The organism is Allocatelliglobosispora scoriae (assembly GCF_014204945.1).
GTDB classification, from domain to species: Bacteria; Actinomycetota; Actinomycetes; order Mycobacteriales; family Micromonosporaceae; genus Allocatelliglobosispora; species Allocatelliglobosispora scoriae.
Genome location: NZ_JACHMN010000002.1, coordinates 2,393,801 through 2,415,028, shown reverse-complemented (window position 1 = coordinate 2,415,028; position 21,228 = coordinate 2,393,801). Strand labels below are relative to the sequence as shown.

The 21,228-nt window shown below is 69.6% G+C and carries 15 protein-coding genes; 11 read left to right on the top strand and 4 right to left on the bottom strand.

Going from position 1 to position 21,228, the window contains the following annotated elements; translation table 11 throughout:
- Positions 1 to 148: 148 nt before the first annotated feature.
- Positions 149 to 2,053, bottom strand: a complete 1,905-nt coding sequence (locus F4553_RS16450) for a penicillin-binding transpeptidase domain-containing protein (RefSeq protein ID WP_184836976.1) — start codon at positions 2,051 to 2,053, stop codon at positions 149 to 151.
- A gap of 178 nt (positions 2,054 to 2,231) precedes the next feature.
- Between F4553_RS16450 and F4553_RS16445 the strand changes: the two genes are divergently transcribed.
- The 7 genes from F4553_RS16445 to F4553_RS40155 all read left to right on the top strand — a co-directional run bounded on the left by F4553_RS16445 (position 2,232) and on the right by F4553_RS40155 (position 13,478).
- Positions 2,232 to 7,145, top strand: a complete 4,914-nt coding sequence (locus F4553_RS16445; protein WP_184836974.1) for an NAD-glutamate dehydrogenase — start codon at positions 2,232 to 2,234, stop codon at positions 7,143 to 7,145.
- A gap of 95 nt (positions 7,146 to 7,240) precedes the next feature.
- On the top strand, positions 7,241 to 7,645 hold the full coding sequence (locus F4553_RS16440; protein WP_184836972.1) for a hypothetical protein: 405 nt from the start codon (positions 7,241 to 7,243) through the stop codon (positions 7,643 to 7,645).
- An 18-nt stretch (positions 7,646 to 7,663) separates the two neighbouring features.
- On the top strand, positions 7,664 to 8,509 hold the full coding sequence (locus tag F4553_RS16435) for a DegV family protein (protein WP_184836971.1): 846 nt from the start codon (positions 7,664 to 7,666) through the stop codon (positions 8,507 to 8,509).
- A 321-nt stretch (positions 8,510 to 8,830) separates the two neighbouring features.
- Entirely contained in the window at positions 8,831 to 9,385 is a 555-nt protein-coding gene (locus F4553_RS16430) for a ComEA family DNA-binding protein (protein ID WP_376776222.1), read from the top strand.
- Positions 9,382 to 11,859 carry a ComEC/Rec2 family competence protein gene (locus tag F4553_RS16425; RefSeq protein WP_312875235.1) on the top strand — a complete coding sequence of 826 codons (2,478 nt, stop codon included), beginning with the start codon at positions 9,382 to 9,384 and terminating at the stop codon, positions 11,857 to 11,859. The genes F4553_RS16430 and F4553_RS16425 overlap by 4 nt, the downstream gene beginning before the upstream one ends.
- 63 nt (positions 11,860 to 11,922) lie before the next feature.
- Positions 11,923 to 12,885 carry a DNA polymerase III subunit delta gene (holA, locus tag F4553_RS16420; RefSeq protein ID WP_184836967.1) on the top strand — a complete coding sequence of 321 codons (963 nt, stop codon included), beginning with the start codon at positions 11,923 to 11,925 and terminating at the stop codon, positions 12,883 to 12,885.
- Positions 12,882 to 13,478 (top strand): hypothetical protein, encoded by a 597-nt coding sequence (locus F4553_RS40155; RefSeq protein WP_221470502.1) that lies wholly within the window; start codon positions 12,882 to 12,884, stop codon positions 13,476 to 13,478. The genes holA and F4553_RS40155 overlap by 4 nt, the downstream gene beginning before the upstream one ends.
- An 81-nt stretch (positions 13,479 to 13,559) precedes the next feature.
- Here the strand turns inward: F4553_RS40155 and rpsT are convergent, their stop codons facing one another.
- Entirely contained in the window at positions 13,560 to 13,823 is a 264-nt protein-coding gene (rpsT, locus tag F4553_RS41020; RefSeq protein ID WP_184836965.1) for a 30S ribosomal protein S20, read from the bottom strand.
- 564 nt (positions 13,824 to 14,387) lie between these two features.
- Complete coding sequence (locus F4553_RS16405) at positions 14,388 to 15,317, bottom strand: phosphotransferase (protein ID WP_184836963.1); 930 nt, start codon at positions 15,315 to 15,317, stop codon at positions 14,388 to 14,390.
- A gap of 208 nt (positions 15,318 to 15,525) precedes the next feature.
- Between F4553_RS16405 and lepA the strand changes: the two genes are divergently transcribed.
- From lepA to F4553_RS16385, 4 genes are all read left to right on the top strand, one after another.
- Positions 15,526 to 17,400, top strand: a complete 1,875-nt coding sequence (gene lepA / locus F4553_RS16400; RefSeq protein ID WP_184836961.1) for a translation elongation factor 4 — start codon at positions 15,526 to 15,528, stop codon at positions 17,398 to 17,400.
- A gap of 88 nt (positions 17,401 to 17,488) precedes the next feature.
- Positions 17,489 to 17,938, top strand: coding sequence for an NUDIX domain-containing protein (locus F4553_RS16395; protein ID WP_184836959.1), 450 nt, complete (start codon positions 17,489 to 17,491; stop codon positions 17,936 to 17,938).
- A 97-nt stretch (positions 17,939 to 18,035) separates the two neighbouring features.
- Positions 18,036 to 19,091 (top strand): hypothetical protein, encoded by a 1,056-nt coding sequence (locus F4553_RS16390; RefSeq protein WP_184836957.1) that lies wholly within the window; start codon positions 18,036 to 18,038, stop codon positions 19,089 to 19,091.
- Between the two features lie 176 nt (positions 19,092 to 19,267).
- Entirely contained in the window at positions 19,268 to 20,155 is an 888-nt protein-coding gene (locus F4553_RS16385; protein WP_184836955.1) for a hypothetical protein, read from the top strand.
- Between the two features lie 141 nt (positions 20,156 to 20,296).
- Here the strand turns inward: F4553_RS16385 and F4553_RS16380 are convergent, their stop codons facing one another.
- Positions 20,297 to 21,205, bottom strand: a complete 909-nt coding sequence (locus F4553_RS16380; RefSeq protein WP_184836953.1) for a phytanoyl-CoA dioxygenase family protein — start codon at positions 21,203 to 21,205, stop codon at positions 20,297 to 20,299.
- Positions 21,206 to 21,228 lie beyond the last annotated feature (23 nt).

Sequence of the window (21,228 nt, the reverse complement as noted above, 5' to 3'; positions counted from 1 at the left end):
GTCCATATCAGCCGTCAAGCCGCAACCCTCCCAGCCGTGCGCCACCACAACGCGGTTTCTGGGCGGCGTCACCCACGTCGGGATCAAGCCTGACCGCCCAGAGTGGGTGACGCCGCCCCAGAAACCGCTAAGCGCGACCAAAAACGCCTCAGCGCAACGCCCGCAAAAACGCCTCGGTCAACGGCACAGCGCTGGACGTGCTGTCCCCGCCGTTCTCCACGAACACCGCAAACGCCACGTCACCCTGCCACCCCACGAACCAGGCGTGCGTATGCGAAGGGTCACCGTCGAACTCGGCCGTCCCGGTCTTGCCGTACACCGGGCCGCCCGGCACATCCGAGAGCGTCTTGCCGGTCCCCATCGTCACGACCTCGCGCAGCATCAGCTTCAGCGCGTCCACCGTCGCCGGCTTCAACGCCGCACCATCCGGCGCGGGCTTGGCCGGAGCCGGATCGAGCACGAGCGTCGGCTGCTTCCACTGTCCCCGAGCGATCCCGGCGACCGCACCGGCCATCGCGATCGGCGAGACCACGGTCGTACCCTGCCCGAACGACGCGGCAGCCCGCTCGACGTCGGAGCCGCCGGTCGAGACCGCGCCGCTGAACGCATCGGCGCCCAGATCCCACGGCGTCCCCAGGCCCAGCGCCATGCCCGCAGAGGCGAGGCCGTCGGGGCCGAGCTTGGGGGCGAGCGAGGCGAAGGCGGTGTTGCAGGACTTCGCCATGTCCAGGCGGAAGGCCACGTCACCGAGCTCGAAGTCGTGCGCGTTGTGGAAGACGCGGCCGGAGACGCTGAACTCCTTGGGGCATGCCACGATCGTGTCGGGAGTGACGGATCCGTTGTCGACCAGCCCGAACGCGGAGACGACCTTGAAGGTCGAGCCCGGCGGGACCTGCGCGGTGAAGGCCAGGTTCTCCCCGCCGCCGTCGGGCCCGTTCGCCGCGGCCAGCACCTGGCCGTCGCTGATCCGGATCGCGACGATGGAGGTACGCCGGTCCTTCTTGCCCGCGAGCGCCTTGTCGGCCGCGTTCTGGGTCTTCGCGTCGAGGGTGAGCTTCAGCGGGCTCCCGTTGACCGCCGCGACCTCGTGCGCGGTGATGTCGACGACGCCGCCGTCGGCACCCTTGTGGCTGATGACGACCCGGGCTCCCTCGGTGCCGCGCAGCCTGTCGTCGTACTTCTTCTGCAGGCCGCCCATGCCGACCTGGTCACCGATCTCGTACTTGCCGGGGGCGGCGTCCATCATCTCCTTGGTCACGTCGCCGACGGAGCCGAGCAGCGCGCGGGCGTAGACCCGGCTCGGCGCCAGCGGCAGCTCGCCCTCGATGAAGGCGGTGCCCTCCAGCGGCTGGATGATGTCGCGGATCGTCATGTAGGCGGGGCGGCGCAGGGTCACCAGCTCGACGAAGCCGTCCGGCTTGGCCGCCTTGACCCGGGCCGGCACGTCGGCGAAGTCGAGGGTGATGCCGACCTTCTTGAACTCGCCGTCGAGGACCAGGAGCAGGGTGGGGAGGTCCTTCACCTTCCGGGGCTCGATGCCCACGGTGACGACGGGCTGCTTGCTGACGATCGGCTGGCCCTTGGCGTCGATCACGTCGCCGCGCAGGGCGGTGAGGCTGCGGGTGGCGAAGGAGTCACCGGGGTTCAGCTTCTCGTGCACGATCTTCGGCTCCCACACGACCTGCCAGTTCTCGCCGGCTTTCGTCAGGCGTACCTGCGAGGGGTAGGTCCAGTGCTGACCACCGGGCAGCGCCCAGTCGACGGTGATCGGGCCGGTGACCGCGGTCTCGGAGCCGGTCGCCTTGCCGGTGACCTTGACCACAGGTTTGCCCAGCGTCCCGCCGTACGCCTTGAGCTCGTCAGCGACCGTGCTCGGGTTGACCGCCTGGCCCGTCGGCGAGGCGAAGGCGAGCTTGCTGTCGAACTGCCCCGCCGACCAGCCTGCGGCGAAGAGCGCCAGCGGGTCGTCCGGGCTGGGGTCGTCCGAGCACCCCACCAGGGTTGCTGTGGACAGGATCAGGGTGCACGCCAGGGCGGCTGCTCGCTTCAACACGTTTTGATTCTGCTGCACGGGTACGCGTGACCGCGACCCCGTTCGGCCCTCGATCGTTAGTGGCGCCTAGACCCGACAGGGTATGAGCGCATGGTCGCAATGGCGGCTGGGGAAGACTGTCATAGGCTGGGGTCGGATCAGTTAGCCCACAGCGTGGTGGGTGAGGGGAGCGCGAGCGATGGCACCGAACGGTGCGGACGAGCTGACGGAGCGAGCCGAAGTCGTGCATACGGGCACGAGCGAGGACTCTCCGGAGTGGGACGGCGTCGAACCGCTGATGGACGAGGCGGACGGCGACGATGACCTCGGCGAGGAGATGCCCAGTACCGAGCGGCTCGTCGCGGACGCGGTCGCCCTGGCCGGGGACAATCTCGACGACGCCAACCTGGTGGGCCGGTTCTGGCGCTTCGCCCCCGACGAGGAGATGGTCGGCCTCTCGCCGTCCGAGCTGCTCTCGGCCGCGCGCGGGCACCGTGAGCTGGCCCGGCAGCGGGTCGCCGGTGAGCTGAAGCTGCGCACGGGACTCACCTCCGACGGGCACCACACGGCGATCGAGGTCGTCGTCGACGACATGCCGTTCCTGGTCGACTCGATCACCGCCGCGCTCAGCGCGCGCAACCTCGACGTGCACCTGCTGGTGCACCCGGTGATCGTGGTCCGTCGCGAGGCGGGCGGCGAGCTGACCGAGGTCTGCGCCGATGTCGAGCCCGACGACGCGATCCACGGCGACCTCGTCGAGAGCTGGATGCGCCTGGAGGTGGATCCGGTCCGCGATCCCGACGAGGCGGAGCACCTGGAGCGCGAGCTGCGCCGGGTGCTGGGCGACGTGCGCGACGCGGTCGAGGACTGGCCGAAGATGCGCGCACAGGCGCTGGGGCTCGCCGACGAGCTGACCGCCGCAGTGCTGCCGGTGCCGGACAAGGACATCACCGACTCGGTGGAGCTGCTGCGGTGGCTCGCCGACAACCACTTCACCTTCCTGGGGTACCGGGAGTACAAGCTCGTCGACGAGCACCTGCTCACCGCCGTACCCGGCACGGGGTTGGGGATCCTGCGGGCGGACCAGCTCGCGCCGCGCGAGCTGGACTCGATGACGCCGGAGGCCTATCGCAAGGCGCTGGAGAAGCGGCTGCTGATCATCACGAAGGCCAATTCCCGGGCCACCGTGCACCGATCCGCCTACCTCGACTACATCGGCTTCAAGATCTTCGACGGCAACGGCGAGGTCGTGGGGGAGCGCCGCTTCCTGGGACTCTTCTCGTCGGCGGCATATCGCACCAGCGTGCGGGACCTGCCCGTGGTGAAGCGGAAGGTCGCGGCGGTCCTGGACCGGTCGGGGCTCAGCCCGCGCAGCCACTCCGGCAAGGACCTGCTGGAGATCCTGGAGAGCTACCCGCGCGACGAGCTCTTCCAGATCGGCACCGACGACCTCTTCCAGGCCTCGGTGGGCGTGCTGCGGATGGCCGGGCGCCGGCAGCTGCGGCTGTTCCTGCGCAAGGACGCCTACGGCCGGTTCATCTCGTGCCTGGTCTACCTGCCGCGCGACCGGTTCACCACCGCGCACCGCCTCGCGATGCAGGACATCCTGCTGCGCGAGCTCAACGGCGTCGGGCTCGACTACACCACCCGGGTGAGCGAGTCCGCGCTGGCCAGAGCACACTTCATCGTGCGGGTCGACCCCAACGAGCCGCCGGGGGAGATCGACACCGACCGCCTCGCCGAGCTGCTCGCCGACGCCACCCGCTCCTGGGACGACGACTTCAAGATCGTGCTGTCGCACAAGCTCGGCGACGAGCACGGCAAGGCGCTGTTCCACCGCTACGCCGACGCGCTGCCGGAAACCTACAAGGACGGTTACAACGCCTACGAGGCCGTCCAGGACCTGGCGAAACTCGAACTGCTGGAGGAACCTGGACAGCTGGAACTGCACCTGTTCCGGCGCCGCAAGGACGACTCCGACGTCCGTTTCAAGATCTTCCGGTACGGCGAGCCGATGATGCTCTCCTCCGTCCTGCCCGTGCTCCACTCGCTCGGCGTGAAGGTGATCGACGAGCGCCCCTACGAGGTGTCCCGCTCCGACGGCCGGGTCTTCCTCTACGACTTCGGGCTGCGGCTGCCCGAGGGGGCACGGGAGCTGACCGGTGTCCGGGCGCACGTGGAGAACGCGTTCGGCGCCGCCTGGCGCGACGAGGCGGAGGTCGACGGCTTCAACGAGCTGCTCGTCCGGGCCGGTCTGACATGGCGGCAGGTCGTGGTGCTGCGCGCCTACGCGAAATATCTCCGGCAGACCGGCACGGTCTTCACGCAGGAGTCGATGGAGACGACCTTCGTCACCTACCCGGTGATCGCGGCGCAGCTCGTCGCGCTCTTCGAGACCCGCTTCGATCCCGGTCTCGACCTCACGCCCGAGGACCGGTCGGTGCAGAGCAAGGAGCTCGTCGCGGCGATCGGTCGGCAGCTCGACGCCGTGACCAGCCTCGACCAGGACCGGATCCTGCGCAACTACCTCACCCTGATCCAAGCGACGCTGCGGACCAGCTTCTATCAGAAGGGCAACGACTCGCGGCCCAAGTCCTACGTCGCCTTCAAGCTGGACCCGCAGGCGATCCCGGAGCTGCCCGCACCCCGGCCGAAGTACGAGATCTTCGTGTATTCGCCGCGCTTCGAAGGCGTACACCTCCGGTTCGGTTCGGTGGCGCGCGGCGGCCTGCGCTGGTCCGACCGGCGCGACGACTTCCGGACCGAGGTCTTGGGCCTGGTCAAGGCCCAGATGGTGAAGAACGCGGTGATCGTGCCGGTCGGCGCGAAGGGCGGTTTCGTGCTCAAGCAGGCGCCGCCGTCGTCGGACCGCGACGCGTTCATGGCCGAGGGCGTGACCTGCTATCGGCTCTTCATCGCGGCGCTGCTCGACGTGACCGACAACCTGGTCGGCGGCGAGATCGTGCCGCCCAAGGATGTCGTGCGCCACGACGGCGACGACGCCTACCTGGTCGTCGCGGCCGACAAGGGCACGGCGACCTTCAGCGACATCGCCAACGAGATCTCCGTCGCCTACGGCCACTGGCTCGGTGACGCGTTCGCTTCCGGAGGCTCGGCCGGTTATGACCACAAGGGGATGGGGATCACCGCGAAGGGTGCCTGGGAGTCGGTGAAGCGGCACTTCCGCGACCTCGGCACCGACATCCAGACGCAGGACTTCACCGTGGTCGGCGTCGGCGACATGTCCGGCGACGTCTTCGGCAACGGCATGCTGCTCTCCGAGCACATCCGCCTCGTCGCGGCCTTCGACCACCGGCACATCTTCCTCGACCCCACCCCCGACGCGGCGACCTCGATCGCCGAGCGGCGCCGCATGTTCGCGCTGTCCCGCTCCTCGTGGGACGACTACGACAAGACGCTCATCTCGGCCGGCGGCGGCATCTTCCCGCGGACGGCCAAATCGATCCCGATCAGCCCCGAGGTCCGGGCCGCGCTCGGCCTCGGCGCCGGGGTCGACGCGATGAGCCCGCCCGAATTGATGAAGGCGATCCTGCTCGCCCCCGTCGACCTGCTCTGGAACGGCGGCATCGGCACCTACGTCAAGGCCGCCGCCGAGTCGCACGCCGACGTGGGCGACAAGGCCAACGACGCCATCCGCGTCAACGGCGCGCATCTGCGCGCCCGGGTGGTCGGCGAGGGCGGCAACCTCGGCCTCACCCAAAAAGGCCGCATCGAGTACGCCCAGGCGGGCGGCCACGTCTTCGCCGACTTCATCGACAACTCGGCGGGTGTCGACTGCTCCGACCACGAGGTCAACATCAAGATCCTGCTCGCGTCGGACACCTCCCTCGCGACCGAGGACCGCAACGCGCTGCTCGCCGAGATGACCGACGAGGTCGCGGCGCTGGTGCTGCGGGACAACTACCTGCAGGCCACGGCACTCGGCAACGCGCACGCGCAGGCGCACTCTCTGCTCCCCGTGCACCGGCGGCTCATCACCTCGCTGGAGCAGTCCGGCAAGCTCAACCGGGCACTCGAGGCGCTCCCCACCGACGAGGAACTCGCCGCCCGCGGTGCGGCCGGGCAGGGGCTCACCGGTCCCGAGTTCGCCGTCCTCATGGCATACGTCAAGATCGCCCTCGAAGAGGAGATCCTGCACTCCAGCCTGCCCGACGACGCGTGGACCTTCGACCTGCTGCGGGACTACTTCCCCACGCCGCTGCGGGAACGCTACGCCGGTGCGATGGCGAACCACCCGCTGCGCCGGGAGATCGTCACCACGGTCATGGTCAACGAAGCGGTCAACCGGGGCGGCATCTCCTGGGTCTTCCGGACGGTCGAGGAGACCGGAGCAACCGCCGCCGACGTGCTGCGCTCGTACGCCGTGGTCCGCGACGTCTACGACCTGCCCGCGCTGTGGCACGAGGTCGAGAAGCTCGACAACCAGGTGCCGACCGAGGCGCAGACCTCGATCTACCTGGAAGCCCGACGGCTGATGGACCGCGCCTCGCGGTGGCTCGTCCAGTCCCGGCGCTCGCCGATGGACGTGCCCGGCGAGGTCGAGCGGCTCCACCCCGGCGTCGCGGCGCTCATGCCACGCCTCGACACCCTCTTCCTCGGTGCCGAGCGGGAGGCGATCGTCGCCCACGCGGCCCGGCTCGTCGAGGGTGGTGTGCCGGTGAAGCTCGCCGACTGGGGCACCCGGATCCTGCACAGCTTCTGCCTGCTCGATGTCGTCGAGGTGTCGATCGCCACCGGTCGCGCGGTCGAGGAGGTGGCGGGTGTCTACTTCGTCCTGTCGGAGCGGTTCCGGGTCGACGACCTGCTCACCAAGATCTCGATGCTGCCGCGGCAGGACCGGTGGCAGACACTGGCCCGGATGGCGCTGCGCTACGACCTCTACGCCGCACTCGCCGCGCTCACCACGGAGGTGCTCGCGGTCGGCTCGGCGGAGGACGACCCGCACACCAGGGTGGACAAGTGGGAGCAGCTCAACGACTCGGCGATCCAGCGTACGCGGAACGCCATCGGTGAACTCGACGGCATTCGGGCGGACCTGGCGGCGCTGTCGGTGCTGCTGCGCCAGATCCGTCAGCTCGTCGTGACGCGGTAAGGGTTCCTGTCGGCGGGAGGTCGGCGCTCTCCGGTGCCGGCCTCCCCGCTGTCCGTCCGCTGCCCTTGCCGGTTCCGCGAGGTAGTCTGCGAGGTATGAAGCTCGGTCGGAGCACCGTCGCTCTCCTGATCACCGGTCTCGCGGTCGCGGCCTGCCAGCAGGCATCGCCGTCGGCCACGGGATCACCCTCCCCCACCGGAGGCATCGTGACCGGTCCACCCAGCTCGCAGCCTTCCATGTCGTCGCCGACCGCAGCGCCTTCGGCCGCTTCGCCGGTGGCCGGCGAGGTCACGCTCACCGGCACCGTGGTCTTCTCCGGGGTCGAGGGCGGCTGCTGGGGGCTCAAGGTCGGCACCAAGACCTATGAATTGCTCGGCGGCGACCGCGCGATCCTCAGTGACGGCGCCGATGTCGTCGTGCGCGGTGTGGTCCGCAGCGACCTCGCGACGATATGCCAGATTGGGACGCCGCTGGAGGTGCTCTCGGCAAGGGCGGCTTGATCGGCTACGTTGTCGTCCATGACGGTCGCGGTGGTCACTGACTCCACGTCTGCGCTGCCTGCCGGGGCTAATGGGTCGATAACGGTCGTCCCGCTCTCGGTGGTCATCAACGATCAGGCCGGTCGGGAGGGGATCGACGTCACGCCTGTCGGGGTGGCGAAGGCACTCGCCGACAGGCGTACGAAGATAACCACCTCGCGCCCGACCCCGGGCGAGTTCGCCGCCGCCTATCGCGCAGCCTTCGAGGCCGGTGCGACCGGGATCGTCTCCGTGCACATCTCCGCCCGGCTCTCCGGCACCATCGAGGCCGCACACCTCGCCGCGGCGGAGGTCGGCGGTGCGATCGAGGTGGTCGACTCGGGGTCGACGGGCATGGGTCTCGGCTTCGCCGCGATCGAGGCGCAGGCGGCAGCCGCCCTCGGGCAGGAGATCGCCGCCGTCCGTCGGGCCGCCGAGCTCGCGGCCTCGGAGACCGATGTCTACTTCTATGTCGACACCCTGGAGCACCTGCGCCAGGGCGGGCGCATCGGCGCCGCGTCGAAGCTCGTCGGCACCGCGCTCGCCGTCAAGCCCATCCTGCACGTGGAGGACGGCACGATCGTCTCCTGCGACCGGGTCCGCACCACGGCCAAGGCCCTCGACCGCCTCGTCGACCTCGCCGCCCTGGCGGCGAAGGACTCTCCGGTCGATGTCGCCGTGCAGCATCTCGACTCACCCGATCGTGCCTCCCTCCTCGTCGACGCCATCCGCGCCCGCCTCGGCGATCGCATCCGCGACCTGCACGTGACGGAGATCAGCGCGACGATCGCCGCTCACGTCGGACCGGGCGTCGCAGGAATAGTGATACACCGCCGCAGCGCCTGATCTTTCGCGTTGTCCACATAGCTCCGTTGTCCACAGGCGGCGTGTTTCTCCGCTGTCGCCCATCGGGTAGCCCCGCCTAGCGTCCTCGGTGTGCGGGATTCGGTGGAACGCGATGACTGGGTGAGCCGCCGGCTCGACGCCGTGGTCGGCGGTGCCTCTGGCATCCGCGGTGCTCAGGGCCAAGCAGGAGTCCCCGATCGCGATGGATCTCCGCACGGCGGCCGGCCGTCCCATGGGAGAGGGGCCGATGGGACGGCCGGCGCCACAACGCTGCCGGGCGCTTTCGATCCGGGCAGGCCTGGGCTGAAGGCACTGGCTGCGGTGGCTGCCGTCGTGGTGGTGGGCGCGGCGGCCTTCGTCTGGTGGACCAGGCCGACGGCGCAGCCGGTCGCGCCGGCACCCTCCTTCTCGACCGCCGCCTCCGCTCCCGCCGATGTCGGCGTGGCGCTCGTCGTCGCGGTCGGCGGCAAGGTCAAGACGCCGGGTCTGGTTCGCCTGACCCCCGGTTCGCGGGTCGCCGACGCGATCACCGCCGCCGGTGGTGTGCTGCCCGGGACCGATCTGACCGGCCTCAACCTCGCCCGCAAGGTCGTCGACGGCGAGCTCATCACCGTGGGAGCTCCGGCGGGCGGTGCCGCCGGGGGCGGTGGCGTGGCCGGTGGAGGCGGCGGTGTGGCTGGTGGTGGCAAGGTCAACCTCAACCTCGCCACCCTGGCGCAGCTCGACGGGCTGCCCGGCGTCGGGCCGGTCCTCGCCCAGCGGATCATCGACTGGCGCGACAAACGCGGCGGCTTCCGCAGCGTCACCGATCTCCGCCAGGTCGAGGGCATCGGCGAGGCCAAGTTCGACGACCTCAAAGAGCTGGTGACGGTGTGACGGGCGGGCTCGATCTGCGGCTCGCACCGATCGCGCTGGGTGCGTGGATCGGCGGCTACGCGGCGCTGCACGGCACCGCGTGGGCCGCCTTCGCCGGTGCGGGGGTCGCGGGTGCCTCGGCAGGCGTCATCGGCTGGTGGCAGTGGCGCTTCGCGGCTCGGCCGACGACCTCGCGGAGAGGGAGAAGGTCCGTCGGCGGGTGGCCGGCAGGGCGCCCGGTGCCGCCGCGTGCGCGTTCTGCACCCACGGCGACGAGCAACGCCGCCGAGCGCTCGTTGGCGGACGCCCCGAGCGGACTCGAGAGCGCGGAGCCCGCCGTCGGTGCGGGTCCGGGCGGCTGGCATTCCATCGCCGCGGCCGCGCTGTTGGGTCTGGTGATCGGCGCCGTCGCGACCGGTGCGCGACTCGTCACCCGCGACTCGCCCGCGCTCCACGAGCTGATCTCGACCCGGGCGACGGTCGGTCTGGAGCTCGTCGTCTCCGACGATCCGCATCTCACGGCGGGTCGGCAGGCGAGCTGGGCCGTTCCCGCGCGCCTGGTCGTCGTCGAGCCACCGGACCGTCCGCCGCTGCGGATCGCAGCCAGTGTCCTGCTGCTGGCGACGGATCCGCGCTGGGAGGGCCTGCTGCCCGGCCAGCGGGTGCGTACCACCGGTCGCCTCGGTGCCGCACGCGGAGGCGACCTGCGCGCCGCCGTCGTGACCGTCTCCGCCGAACCGATGCTGATGGGCGCGGCGCCATGGGTGCAGCGGGCGGCAGGAGGGTTGCGGGAAGGGCTCCGCCAGGCCTGTGCGGGGCTGGATCCGCGGCCGGGCGGCCTGCTTCCCGGGCTCGTGGTCGGTGACGTCTCGCGGCTCTCCCCGGAGGTCGCGCAGGACTTCGTCGACACCGGAATGACCCACCTCACCGCAGTCAGCGGCAGCAACGTCGCGATCGTGGTGGGCGCGCTGCTCCTGCTCGCCCGCTGGTGCCGAGCCGGTCCGGCGCTGACCGCGATGATCTGCGCCATCGGTGTCGTCGGCTTCGTCATCCTCGCTCGGCCGTCACCGAGTGTGCTGCGAGCTGCCGTGATGGGCGGCCTGGCGCTGATAGCGCTCTCCAGCGGGCGCAACAGGGCGGCGTTACCGGCCCTGGCCGCCACGATCACCCTGCTGATCGTGGCCGACCCGGAGCTCGCGGCCGATGCCGGATTCGCCCTGAGTGTCTGCGCGACGGCGGGAATCCTGCTGATCGCGCCGGGCTGGCGGGATGCCCTCGTGGCACGGCGCTGGCCGCGAGCCGTCGCAGAGGCGGTCGCCGTGCCCGCCGCGGCCCAGGTGGCGTGCGCGCCGGTGGTCGCCGCGATCTCCGCCTCGGTCAGCCTCGTCGCGATTCCCGCCAACCTGATCGCCACGATGGCGATCGCACCGGCCACGGTGCTCGGTGTCGCCGCGGCGGCGCTCTCGACGGTCTGGCCGACGGGCGCGGCCTTCGTCGCCTGGCTGGGCGGGTGGCCGTGCTGGGGGCTGGTGCTGGTGGCGGGCACCGGCGCGGACGTGCCCGGCGGCCTCGTGCCGTGGCCCGACGGTACGCCGGGCGCGCTGCTCCTCGCCGGTGTCACGGTCCTGGCGATGCTGGGCTTCCGGCACCGGATCCTGCGCCGCCTCGCCGTTGTGGTGCTCCTCGCCGGTGTCGTGGGCGCGCTGCCGATCCGGTTGCTGGCACCCGGTTGGCCACCCGAGGGATGGGTGGTCGTCGCGTGTGACGTCGGTCAGGGTGACGCACTGGTGCTGCCCGCCGGACCCGGCCGGGCGATCGTGATCGACGCCGGACCGGACCGGGCCGCCGTCGAGAGCTGCCTCGACGCGCTCGACATCACCGAAGTCCCGCTGCTGATAGTCAGCCATTTCCACCTCGATCACATCGGTGGCATCGCCGGTGTCTTCGCCGGTCGCCGAGTGAGTGCCGTGCTCACCACCGGCTGGCCGGAACCGGTCGAGGGCCGGGAGTCGGTGGCCCGTGCCGCTGCGGCCGGCGGGGCCGCCCTGCGCGTCGGGGTGGCGGGGGAGGTGCTGACCGTCGGCGAGGTGACGCTGCGGGTCGTCGGCCCGGTCGTCCCGCTGCACGGGACCAGATCGGACCCCAACAACAACTCCCTCGTCGTGCACGCCACGGTCGCCGGGGTGGGCATCCTGCTCACCGGGGACGCCGAGACCGAGGAGCAGGAGGAGCTGGTCGGCGTGGTCGGCCGGGTGGACGTGTTGAAGACGGCACATCACGGGTCGGCATTCCAGTCACCGGAGCTGCTCGACGCCTCGGCGCCCCGAGTGGCGCTGGTCAGCGTCGGCACCGGCAACGACTACGGGCACCCGAACGTGGCACTGCTCACCCGTCTCACCAGGGCCGGTGCGCGCGTCGTCCGGACCGACCTCGACGGAGACATCGCGGTGGTCCGGCTGGTCACCGGGCAACTGGGCGTGGTGACCCATGGATAGGTCTCAGCGACCCATAGGAGTGACCGCTCGTGGTGTGTCGGGTCCTCGTGCGACGATTACTCAGTGAATCCCCCCGCTTTACTCCTCGTGCTCGGCGATGAGGAGCTGCTGGTCGCCCGTGCGGTGGCGGAGACGGCAGCCGCTGCTCGCGCCGCCGACCCGGTCGCTGACGTTCGTGAGTTCGAGGCGAGCAGCACGCACCCTGGCGAGCTGGCCGAGATGCTGAGCCCGTCGCTGTTCGGCGGGCGCCGGGTCGCGGTTCTCCGCAGCGCCCAGGACGCCAAGAAGGAGCTGGTCACGGCCGTCATGGCCTATGTCGCGGCGCCGGACCCCGAGGTGACCCTGGTCGTCTGCCATGCCGGCGGCGTCAAGGGAAAGGCGTTCGCCGACGGACTGCAGAAGGCCGGTGTCACCGTCCTGCCCGCCGCGAAGCTGTCCCGCCACGGCGACAAGGTCGAGTTCATCCGCGGTGAGATCCGGCGACTCGGCGGCAAATGCTCCGGCGATGCCGCTGAAGCCCTGCTCGACGCGGTCGGCAACGACCTCCGCGAGCTGGCCGCAGCCGCCGCGCAGCTCATGGCGGACACCGATGGCCACATCGAGATCGCGACGGTCCAGCGTTACTACCGGGGTCGCGCGGAGGTGAGCGGATTCGCCGTTGCCGACGCAGCCGTTGCCGGAGACGTCCCCGCAGCGTTGGAAGCTTTGCGTTGGGCGCTGGCGACGGGGGTCGATCCAGTGCCGATCGCGGACGCGCTGGCCGACGGTGTTCGGACGATCGCGCGGGTCGCGTCGGCCGGGCGAGGCAACGCTTATCAACTGGCCAGCGGGCTCGGCATGCCCGCCTGGAAGGTGGAGAAGGCGCAGAGGGTCGCCCGGGGCTGGAGTCCGGAGGGCCTGGTGGATGCGATGACGGCGGCGGCCGAATGCAACGCGGCGGTCAAGGGCGCCTCGGACGACCGGGGATACGCGCTGGAGCGGGCGGTTGTGGCGGTGGCCTCAGCGAAGGCGGGAGGCGGGCGATGAGCGAGATTCGATCATCCCAGGCACGAGCAGCACGGCGAGCGGCGGGCAATGCCGGTGCGGTGCGCCAGCAGCCGCTCTACGCTCGGGTGTTGAAGCTCAAGCACATCCGGCCCAGCGGCGTGATGTGCTTCTTCTTCTTCGAGGGCTCGGTGGCGCTCGCGGTGCTGCTCGCGTTGGCGGAGCTCGTCGACTGGATCGCGGTGGGAGTGCTGCCGCTGGCGATCGCCGTGATGGTGAAGATCAACGACGTGATAGCCGGTGCGGGTGCTCCCTCGACGTCGACTCCCTCGGTGCCGAAGGTCCGCGCTCCGCGTAACCGCTCGGCGACCGGTCGTGCGGTCGTCGTCACCTCCCGAGTCGTCCCCGACTACGACAATGCTGCTGACGACTTTGACGGCGGTGCTGGAGAGCACGACAACGGCGCGGCAGCCTACGACGATCGCGGAGTCACCGACTACCGGGAGGACGAGGCCGATCCTGACTCCTTCGAGTACGAGGAGTCCTCGCGCCCCACCCGCCAGCGCAATGAGCCGCTGGAGGCGCTCGATCCCGCACAGCGGGCACGCCAGTCGGCGATGTACCGCTACGAGTGAGCCCTCCCCGTCCGGGGGCGCGTCGGGAAACGCCGATGCCCGGGATCACGCTGAGCGTGGCCCGGGCATCGAAATGCCTGTTCAGGCGGGAGTGGCGACCTTCTTGGCGATGGCCGACTTACGGTTGGCCGCCTGGTTCTTGTGAATGACGCCCTTGCTCGCGGCCTTGTCGAGTGCACGAGCGGCATCACGCTGAAGCGTGTTGGCCAGCTCGGCGTCGCCCGCCGCGAAAGCCTCGTTGAACTTGCGGATGGCGGTCTTCAGCGACGACTTGACCGACTTGTTGCGCAGCCGGGCCTTTTCGTTCTGCCGGTTGCGCTTGATCTGGGACTTGATGTTCGCCACGCGACAGCCTCGTCCTGCTCGTTTCGGGTGATTGCTAGGAATGGGCCGGCGTTTGACCACCAGCCGCGACGTGCCAGATTACCAGGCCGGGCCCCGGACAGCCAAAACGGCCCCCGCGCCCGCCCTGTGGCCACCCTACTCGGCGCGCATGATCACAGTGTTTCCGGGAAACAGTCCCCTCACCCCGTCGCCGACCGGCCAGCTTCCGGGAAGTAACGCGATCATGCTCGCTGCGCTCAGATCAGGTGAGCGTGGCGGGGCGCTCTCCTTGCGTGCTTGATCGCGCTGCTTGCCGGAACAGCCCCTTCACCCCGGCGTTGAAGGGCTTGCTTCCGGGAAACAGCGCGATCAAGCACGCTGCGCTCCGCCCGTGGCGCAAGCCAGCGGGGGCAGTCCGGGTAGGCGAGCCTGTCGCGGCGGCTGCGGTGGGGTGAGCGTGGAACGCTTGATCGCGTTGCTTCCCGGAAACAACGCCCTCCGCTCGGTGTTGAGGGGACAGTTTCGCGGAAACAACGCGATCATGCGCAGCGCGAGAGGCTGCGGCGGCGTGTCCGGCATTAAAGTTCAGGGGCGCCGCGCGGACAACCACCTCAGCGCCAGCTCCGCGTAGTAGCGCTGGTGGGAACGGACGTGCGGCGACGTGGGGATCTCCTCGCGGGCGCCTGCCGTCAGGTAGTACCCGGAGAACGCGACCAGTGCACCGTCCACCAGAACCGGATCCTCCCCGGCGACCAGGGCGTCGACGTCGTGGTCGGGGACCGCGGTCAGAAGCAGGGAGATCGCGTCCAGGAGCGCCGGGCCGCGGGTGAGGAAGTTCCAGTCGCAGACCCAGGCCTTCCCGGCCGCGTCGATGACGACATTGTCGAGTCGCAGATCACAGTGGATCAGCCCGGCGGCGGTCGTGGCGAAGTTCCAGAACACGCCCTCCAACTCGGCCAGCTCGTCGGCTCGGGCGAGCGCCCAGGCGGGCGCGGCGGCGGGTGGTCCGGCCGGGTCGCGCCAGCGGTCCAGCGTGCCGGTCATCCGCTCCGCCCACGAGGTCGTCACCAGCGGCTCCAGCTCGGCCGGGACCGCCGCGAAAGCCTCGGCGATCACCGCTTGGGCGTCGAGGGCGGCGGCGAGCTGGGCGGGCTGCCACGGCAGCGAGGGCATCGCGCCGTCGATGGCGTCGAGGCAGAGGACCCGGTGATCGGCGAGCTCGGCGGTCCAGCGGAGCCGGGCGGTGGGGATGCTCGCCGGGAGCGCGGCGGTGATGCGGGCTTCGGTGGCGTACCAGCCGGAGATGTCGGAGTCGAGCGGCGCTGCCTTGACGAAATGAGCGCGACCATCCGCGGTGGTCAGGGTTGCGGCGAAGCCGGGGGTGAAGCCGCCGCCCGCCGAGCGGGCGGTGACCACCGGGGCGCCGAGCCGCGCGGTGACGGCATCGCGCAGCGCCTGCGGCAGGGACTCCCACGAGGGGCGCTGGGCGGTACGCGTGTAAGGGATCCCCGTCATGCCTGAAAGGGTCGACGACCGGGTGATGCCGTGGCAACCGATATCGGGAGTAAGCCCCGCAGGACGCGCCGGGGACTGTGGCGCTGGCACGAGGAGTGCAGGGAGCGCAGCGACCGAAGCCCCGCAGGGCGCGCCGGAGACTATGGGACGATGTAGGTCGCGCCGACGGCGCGCCTGACGAGTTAGAAGACGACGAAACGGACACCCCGTGCCTCCGACGCCCGGTACGTATGCGCCCGGTGACACCTTTCCCGGTGCCATCCGCAACTTCTGCATCATCGCGCACATCGACCACGGAAAATCTACGCTGGCCGACCGCATGTTGCAGCTCACCGGGGTGGTCGACCCCCGGCAGATGCGGGCGCAGTACCTCGACCGGATGGACATCGAGCGCGAGCGCGGCATCACGATCAAGAGCCAGGCCGTTCGCATGCCGTGGACGATCCGTGAGGGCGAACGTGCCGGCGAGCAGGCCGTGCTCAACATGATCGATACACCGGGCCACGTCGACTTCACCTATGAGGTGTCGCGCTCGCTCGCCGCGTGCGAGGGTGCCGTGCTGCTCGTCGACGCCGCGCAGGGGATCGAGGCGCAGACGCTCGCCAACCTCTACCTGGCGATGGAGAACAATCTCACCGTCATCCCGGTGCTCAACAAGATCGACCTCCCGGCCGCCCAGCCGGAGAAGTACGCCGAGGAGCTCGCCCACCTGATCGGCTGCGAGCCCGACGACTGCCTGCGTGTCTCCGGCAAGACCGGGATGGGCGTGGATGCGCTGCTGGACGTGATCGTCCGCCAGCTTCCCGCGCCGGTCGGCGACGTGGACGCCCCCACCCGGGCGATGATCTTCGACTCCGTGTACGACACCTATCGCGGCGTCGTCACCTATGTCCGGGTCATCGACGGGCGGATCGAGCCCCGCGACAAGATCAAGATGATGTCGACGGGCGCCGTGCACGAGCTGCTCGAACTCGGCGTGAGCTCGCCGGAGCCGGTCAAGTCGGCGAAGGGGATCAGCGTCGGCGAGGTGGGATACCTGATCACCGGCGTGAAGGACGTGCGCCAGTCCCGCGTCGGCGACACCGTGACGATCAACGCGCGGCCGGCCAAGGAGGCGCTGGGGGGATACAAGGACCCCAAGCCGATGGTCTACTCGGGGCTCTATCCGATCGACGGCTCCGACTATCCCGAGCTGCGCGACGCGCTCGACAAGCTCAAGCTCAACGACGCGGCGCTCACCTATGAGCCGGAGACCTCGGCGGCGCTCGGCTTCGGCTTCCGCGTCGGCTTCCTCGGCCTGCTCCACCTGGAGATCATCCAGGAGCGGCTGGAGCGCGAGTTCGGCCTCGACCTGATCGCCACCGCACCCAACGTCGTCTACCGCGTGGTGATGGAGGACGGCAAGGAGGCGACGGTCACCAACCCGAGCGAGTACCCGGTTGGCAAGATCGCCGAGGTGCACGAACCGACCGTCCGCGCCACGGTGCTCACGCCCAACGACTACGTCGGCGCGATCATGGAGCTCTGCCAGGGCCGCCGCGGCGTCCTGCTCGGCATGGACTACCTCTCCGCCGACCGGGTGGAGCTGCGCTACACGATGCCCCTCGGCGAGATCATCTTCGACTTCTTCGACCAGCTCAAGAGCCGTACCAAGGGCTACGCATCGCTCGACTACGAGGTCGGCGGCGAGCAGCAGGCCGATCTGGTCAAGGTCGACATCCTGCTGCACGGCGACGCGGTCGACGCGTTCAGCGCGATCGTGCACAAGGACAAGGCCTATGCCTACGGCACGTCGATGGCGGCCAAGCTGCAGAAGCTCATCCCGAGGCAGCAGTTCGAGGTGCCGATCCAGGCCGCGATCGGCAGCCGGGTGATCGCCCGCGAGACGGTCCGCGCCATCCGCAAGGACGTGCTCGCCAAGTGCTACGGCGGTGACATCTCCCGCAAGCGCAAGCTGCTCGAGAAGCAGAAAGAGGGCAAGAAGCGCATGAAGATGGTCGGCCGGGTCGAGGTGCCGCAGGAAGCCTTCATCGCAGCTCTCTCCACGTCGGACGCGCCCTCGTCGGAGGGCAAGAAGAAATAGGGTTGGTGTGAGGGTCAACTTCTGCTCGCGGTGCGGCGGGTCGGTCGGGGCTGAGCTGCCGGCCTCCTGCGCGCTCTGCGGTTACTGGATGTTTCTCAACGCCAGGCCCACGGGCTCGCTGATCCTGCTGGACGGCGCCGGGTGCTTCCTGTCGTTGCTGCGCGCCCGCGAGCCTCAGCGGGGCCTCTGGGAGCTGCCCGGCGGCTTCTGCGACGGCTTCGAAGCCCCCTTCGACGCCGCGATGCGCGAGGGCCGCGAGGAGCTCGGCGCCGCGGTGGTCCTGCATGACTTCGTCGGCATGTACGTGGGGGAGTACCTCTACCAGGACGAGCTGCTGCCGGTGCTGGACTCGTTCTGGCTGGCGACCCTGGCACCGGGGGAGACGATCACGCTGGACCCGGATGAGGCGTCGGAGATGTCGTGGCTGCCGCTCGCCGCTCCGCCCGCGATGGCCTTCCGCACCATGGACCGCGCCCTGCGCGACGCGGCGGCGATGGTCGCCGGTGCGACGGTCAAAAAAGGATCACGCAGAGAGTAACGGGGTTCTGAACTCATCGTTACCCAAAGTGCAGTGTTTGCCGCTTTCGTCCGATATGACCGGGTCGAGGGCGGTCCTATGTGCACAAGGAGTGACAATGCAGATCAAGAAGGCCGGGGCCGTCGCCGTTGGCGCGCTCGCGACCGTTGCGGCAATGGGTGCGCCCGCCGCCGCCACTACCTATGGCCACGCCCCCACCGCGGACAAGGCGCAGGCCATGCGGGCGCTGGGCAGCCAGTTCCTCGGCGGCGGCACCGCTCGTGGCGGCTGGGACGCGCCGTGGGACCAGGAGCAGCAGGCGCTGCTCTCGGTCGGCACGGGCAGCGCTCTGACCGCAGCCTCGTGGCAGGCCTGTGGCGGCGTCGGCGGCTGGGGCGTCATCGCCGCAGGCGTGGCAGCCAGCTCGCCGAACACGGTCGTTGGTGACTGCGCCAACGCCAACATCAAGCTGAGCCAGGACACCATCCCGGGCGTCGTCAGCGTTCTCAGCGACACGGCGGTCTCCGTCGCGTCGTGGCAGTCCTGTGGCTCGGTCATCGGTGGCGGCGTCATCGCCGTTGGTGCCGCGCTGCAGTCGCCCAACACGGTGCTGGGCTCTTGCGACAACAGCAACATCGTGATCACGCACGACCACGGCTACAACACCCACCACGAGGAGAGCGCCAGCCTCGAGGAGGTCGCGAACGCGACCGCACTGCGGAAGGTTCCGGCCGTCAAGGCGGCGACCACCCGTGGCTACAACACCTGGGGTGCGACGAAGGCCGCTCCGGCGGCTGCCTCGCGTCACGGCGGCTGGGACGCGCCGTGGGACGTCGAGCCGATGACCTTCCTGTCGGTCGGCACCGGCAGTGCGGCTCAGGCGCTGAGCTGGCAGGTCTGCGCCTCGACCGCCGGCATGGGCGTCATCGCCGTCGCGGCCTCGGCCAGCTCGCCGAACACGGTCCTCTCGGACTGCAACAACGCCAACGTGTGGATCGACCAGGACGACCCGACGGCACTCATCTCGGTGCTCGACAACTCCTCGGTCAACATCGCGCCGTGGCAGGTCTGTGGCTCCACCATCGGTGGCGGAGTCATCGCGGCCGGCGTTTCGCTGCAGTCGCCGAACACCGTCTTCGGCAACTGCAACAACGCCAACGTGACGATCGACTAGTTCGGGGTCTGTGGCAACGCCCGTACGGGGCGAGTCCCTTGTGGACTCGCCCCGTACTGCATTTCACAACGTTGAGTAACTCCAACGATCAAGCATCGTTACGCAGTGTGCAGTGTTCACCGCTCTGGCTATCCGCGCGTGCTCAGCCGGGGCGGCCTGTCCAAATAGGAGTGAGTATGCAGATAAAGAAGGCGGGGGCTGTCGCCGTCGGTGCGATCGCGACGGTAGCCGCGATGGGTACCTCGGCCGCTGCCTCGCCCACCACCGGTCCGGCCCAGCTCGGCTCCGCGTCGGTGCTCACCGCGCCGAACTCGAGTGCGCAGGCGATCACGAAGGCGGTCACCAAGAACGCGTTCGGTCTGGGCGCCAACGACACGGTGCAGCCGCTGCTCTCCGTCTTCGGCGGGTCTTCGCTGCTGGTGGCGCCGTGGCAGTTCTGCGGCTCGACCGCGACGGCGGGGGTCGGTGCGGCCGTCGCCGCTTCGTCGCCCAACACCGTCCTCGGCGACTGCACCAACGCCAACGTGAAGCTCAAGCAGGACACGGCACCGGCCCTGATCTCGCTCTTCGACGACAGCTCGGTCAACCTCGCGCCGTGGCAGGTCTGCGGTTCGACGGTCGTCGGCGGCGTCGGTGCCACCGTGGCGCTGAACTCCCCCAACACCGTCACCGGTGACTGCGACAACGCCAGCACCAAGATCACGGCGCCGGATCACGAGCACGGGCCGAAGAGCCTGCTCTCGCTCTTCAGCGGCTCCTCGCTCGACGCGCTCGCCTGGCAGACCTGCGGTTCGACCGCGGTGATGGGCGTGGGCGCCGCGGCCGGCTTCAACTCGCCGACGACCGTCGTCGGCAGCTGCACGGACGCCATGACCACCATCGAGGACCGGGAGCAGCAGGCGGTCATCCCGCTGCTCAGCAACACCGGCGTCAACCTGGTGCCGATCCAGGTCTGCGCGTCGGACTCGCTCCTCGGCATCGTCGGTCTGTCTCCGGCCATCAACAGCCCCGCCAACGTCTTCGGTGGCTGTGACAAGGGTTCGCTGATCACCAACGGCAGCTGACCTGAACACCGCGACGGCCCCCGCACACCTACCGGTGCGCGGGGGCCGTCGTATCAATTCGCGTTGATCAAGGGAAGACTCACCATCCCGGGTGCCCGATATGCGGCGAGTCTTCCCTTGATCAACGCGAATTTTGGGGGCTTACCTCAGCCAGGGGATGTTGCGGTCTAGTAGGCCTCTGGTCTTAAGTTCCTTGCGGAGGGGGATTTCGTCGTCCACGTAGCCGTCCCAGTTGATGCCCCAGTAGTTCGCGCTGTGGGGGGCCTCGCCCAGGAGTTGGCGCTGGACGGGGGTGCGGTTGGCGTACCACTCGCCGTTGGGGTCGAAATCGATCGCGTCCAGGTGACGGATCCAGCGGTAGGTGTAGCCGACGAAGAGCATCTTGCGCGTGATCGTCGACAGGTTCGTCGAGCGGGAGTGCCACTGGCGGCGGTCGAAGATGAACGCGTCACCCGGGTTCGCCGTGATCTCCACGGTGCCCTCGGGGTCGGGGTTGTGCACGCTCAGGTCGGCCGGGCGCGGCAGCGAGTTCTTCAGGTGGCTGCCGGGGATGACCTTGGTGGCGCCGCGGCCGTTCTCCGACAGGTCGGAGAGGACATAGGCGATCTTCAGCGAGAACATCGGCCGAGGCAGGTTGGGGTCCATGGTCTCGGGGTCGGAGTTCTGCCGGTAACCGTCCTGGTGCCAGCCCCAGTAGGGCTTCTCCGGCTCCTTGGCCGGGGGCGTGACGTCGAGGTGGTTGTGGTGGGAGTAGATGTTCCACCCCGCCAGGCCCCACATGTAGGGCAGCACCTTCGGGTGCGTCAGCAGCTCGCCGAAGAGCTCGTCACGGTTGAGGAAGCCCAGCAGGTGGACGGTGCCGTTCTTGTCGTTGCCGGCCGCCACCTCCTCGGCGTAGACGCGGTCGACCGCTGTCTCCAGGGCCGCCCGGTGCTCCTCGGTCAGAACGTTGCGCAGCAGCAGGAAGCCCTGCTCGTGGAACTCCTTGCGGTCGACTTCACTGATCGGCTCATAACCGGTCAGGTCGCCGTAGTAAGACGAATTCGACATGTCCTCCCCTAGGGGTGTGTCCG

Bases quoted from the DNA above. Each gene is read 5' to 3' on its own strand.
- F4553_RS40155 (WP_221470502.1), top strand. From the start codon at position 12,882: ATGAGCGAGATTCGATCATCCCAGGCACGAGCAGCACGGCGAGCGGCG.
- F4553_RS16385 (WP_184836955.1), top strand. From the start codon at position 19,268: ATGCAGATAAAGAAGGCGGGGGCTGTCGCCGTCGGTGCGATCGCGACG.
- F4553_RS16435 (WP_184836971.1), top strand. From the start codon at position 7,664: ATGACGGTCGCGGTGGTCACTGACTCCACGTCTGCGCTGCCTGCCGGG.
- F4553_RS16380 (WP_184836953.1), bottom strand. From the start codon at position 21,205: ATGTCGAATTCGTCTTACTACGGCGACCTGACCGGTTATGAGCCGATC.
- F4553_RS16390 (WP_184836957.1), top strand. From the start codon at position 18,036: ATGCAGATCAAGAAGGCCGGGGCCGTCGCCGTTGGCGCGCTCGCGACC.
- F4553_RS16445 (WP_184836974.1), top strand. From the start codon at position 2,232: ATGGCACCGAACGGTGCGGACGAGCTGACGGAGCGAGCCGAAGTCGTG.
- F4553_RS16395 (WP_184836959.1), top strand. From the start codon at position 17,489: ATGTTTCTCAACGCCAGGCCCACGGGCTCGCTGATCCTGCTGGACGGC.
- F4553_RS16440 (WP_184836972.1), top strand. From the start codon at position 7,241: ATGAAGCTCGGTCGGAGCACCGTCGCTCTCCTGATCACCGGTCTCGCG.
- F4553_RS16405 (WP_184836963.1), bottom strand. From the start codon at position 15,317: ATGACGGGGATCCCTTACACGCGTACCGCCCAGCGCCCCTCGTGGGAG.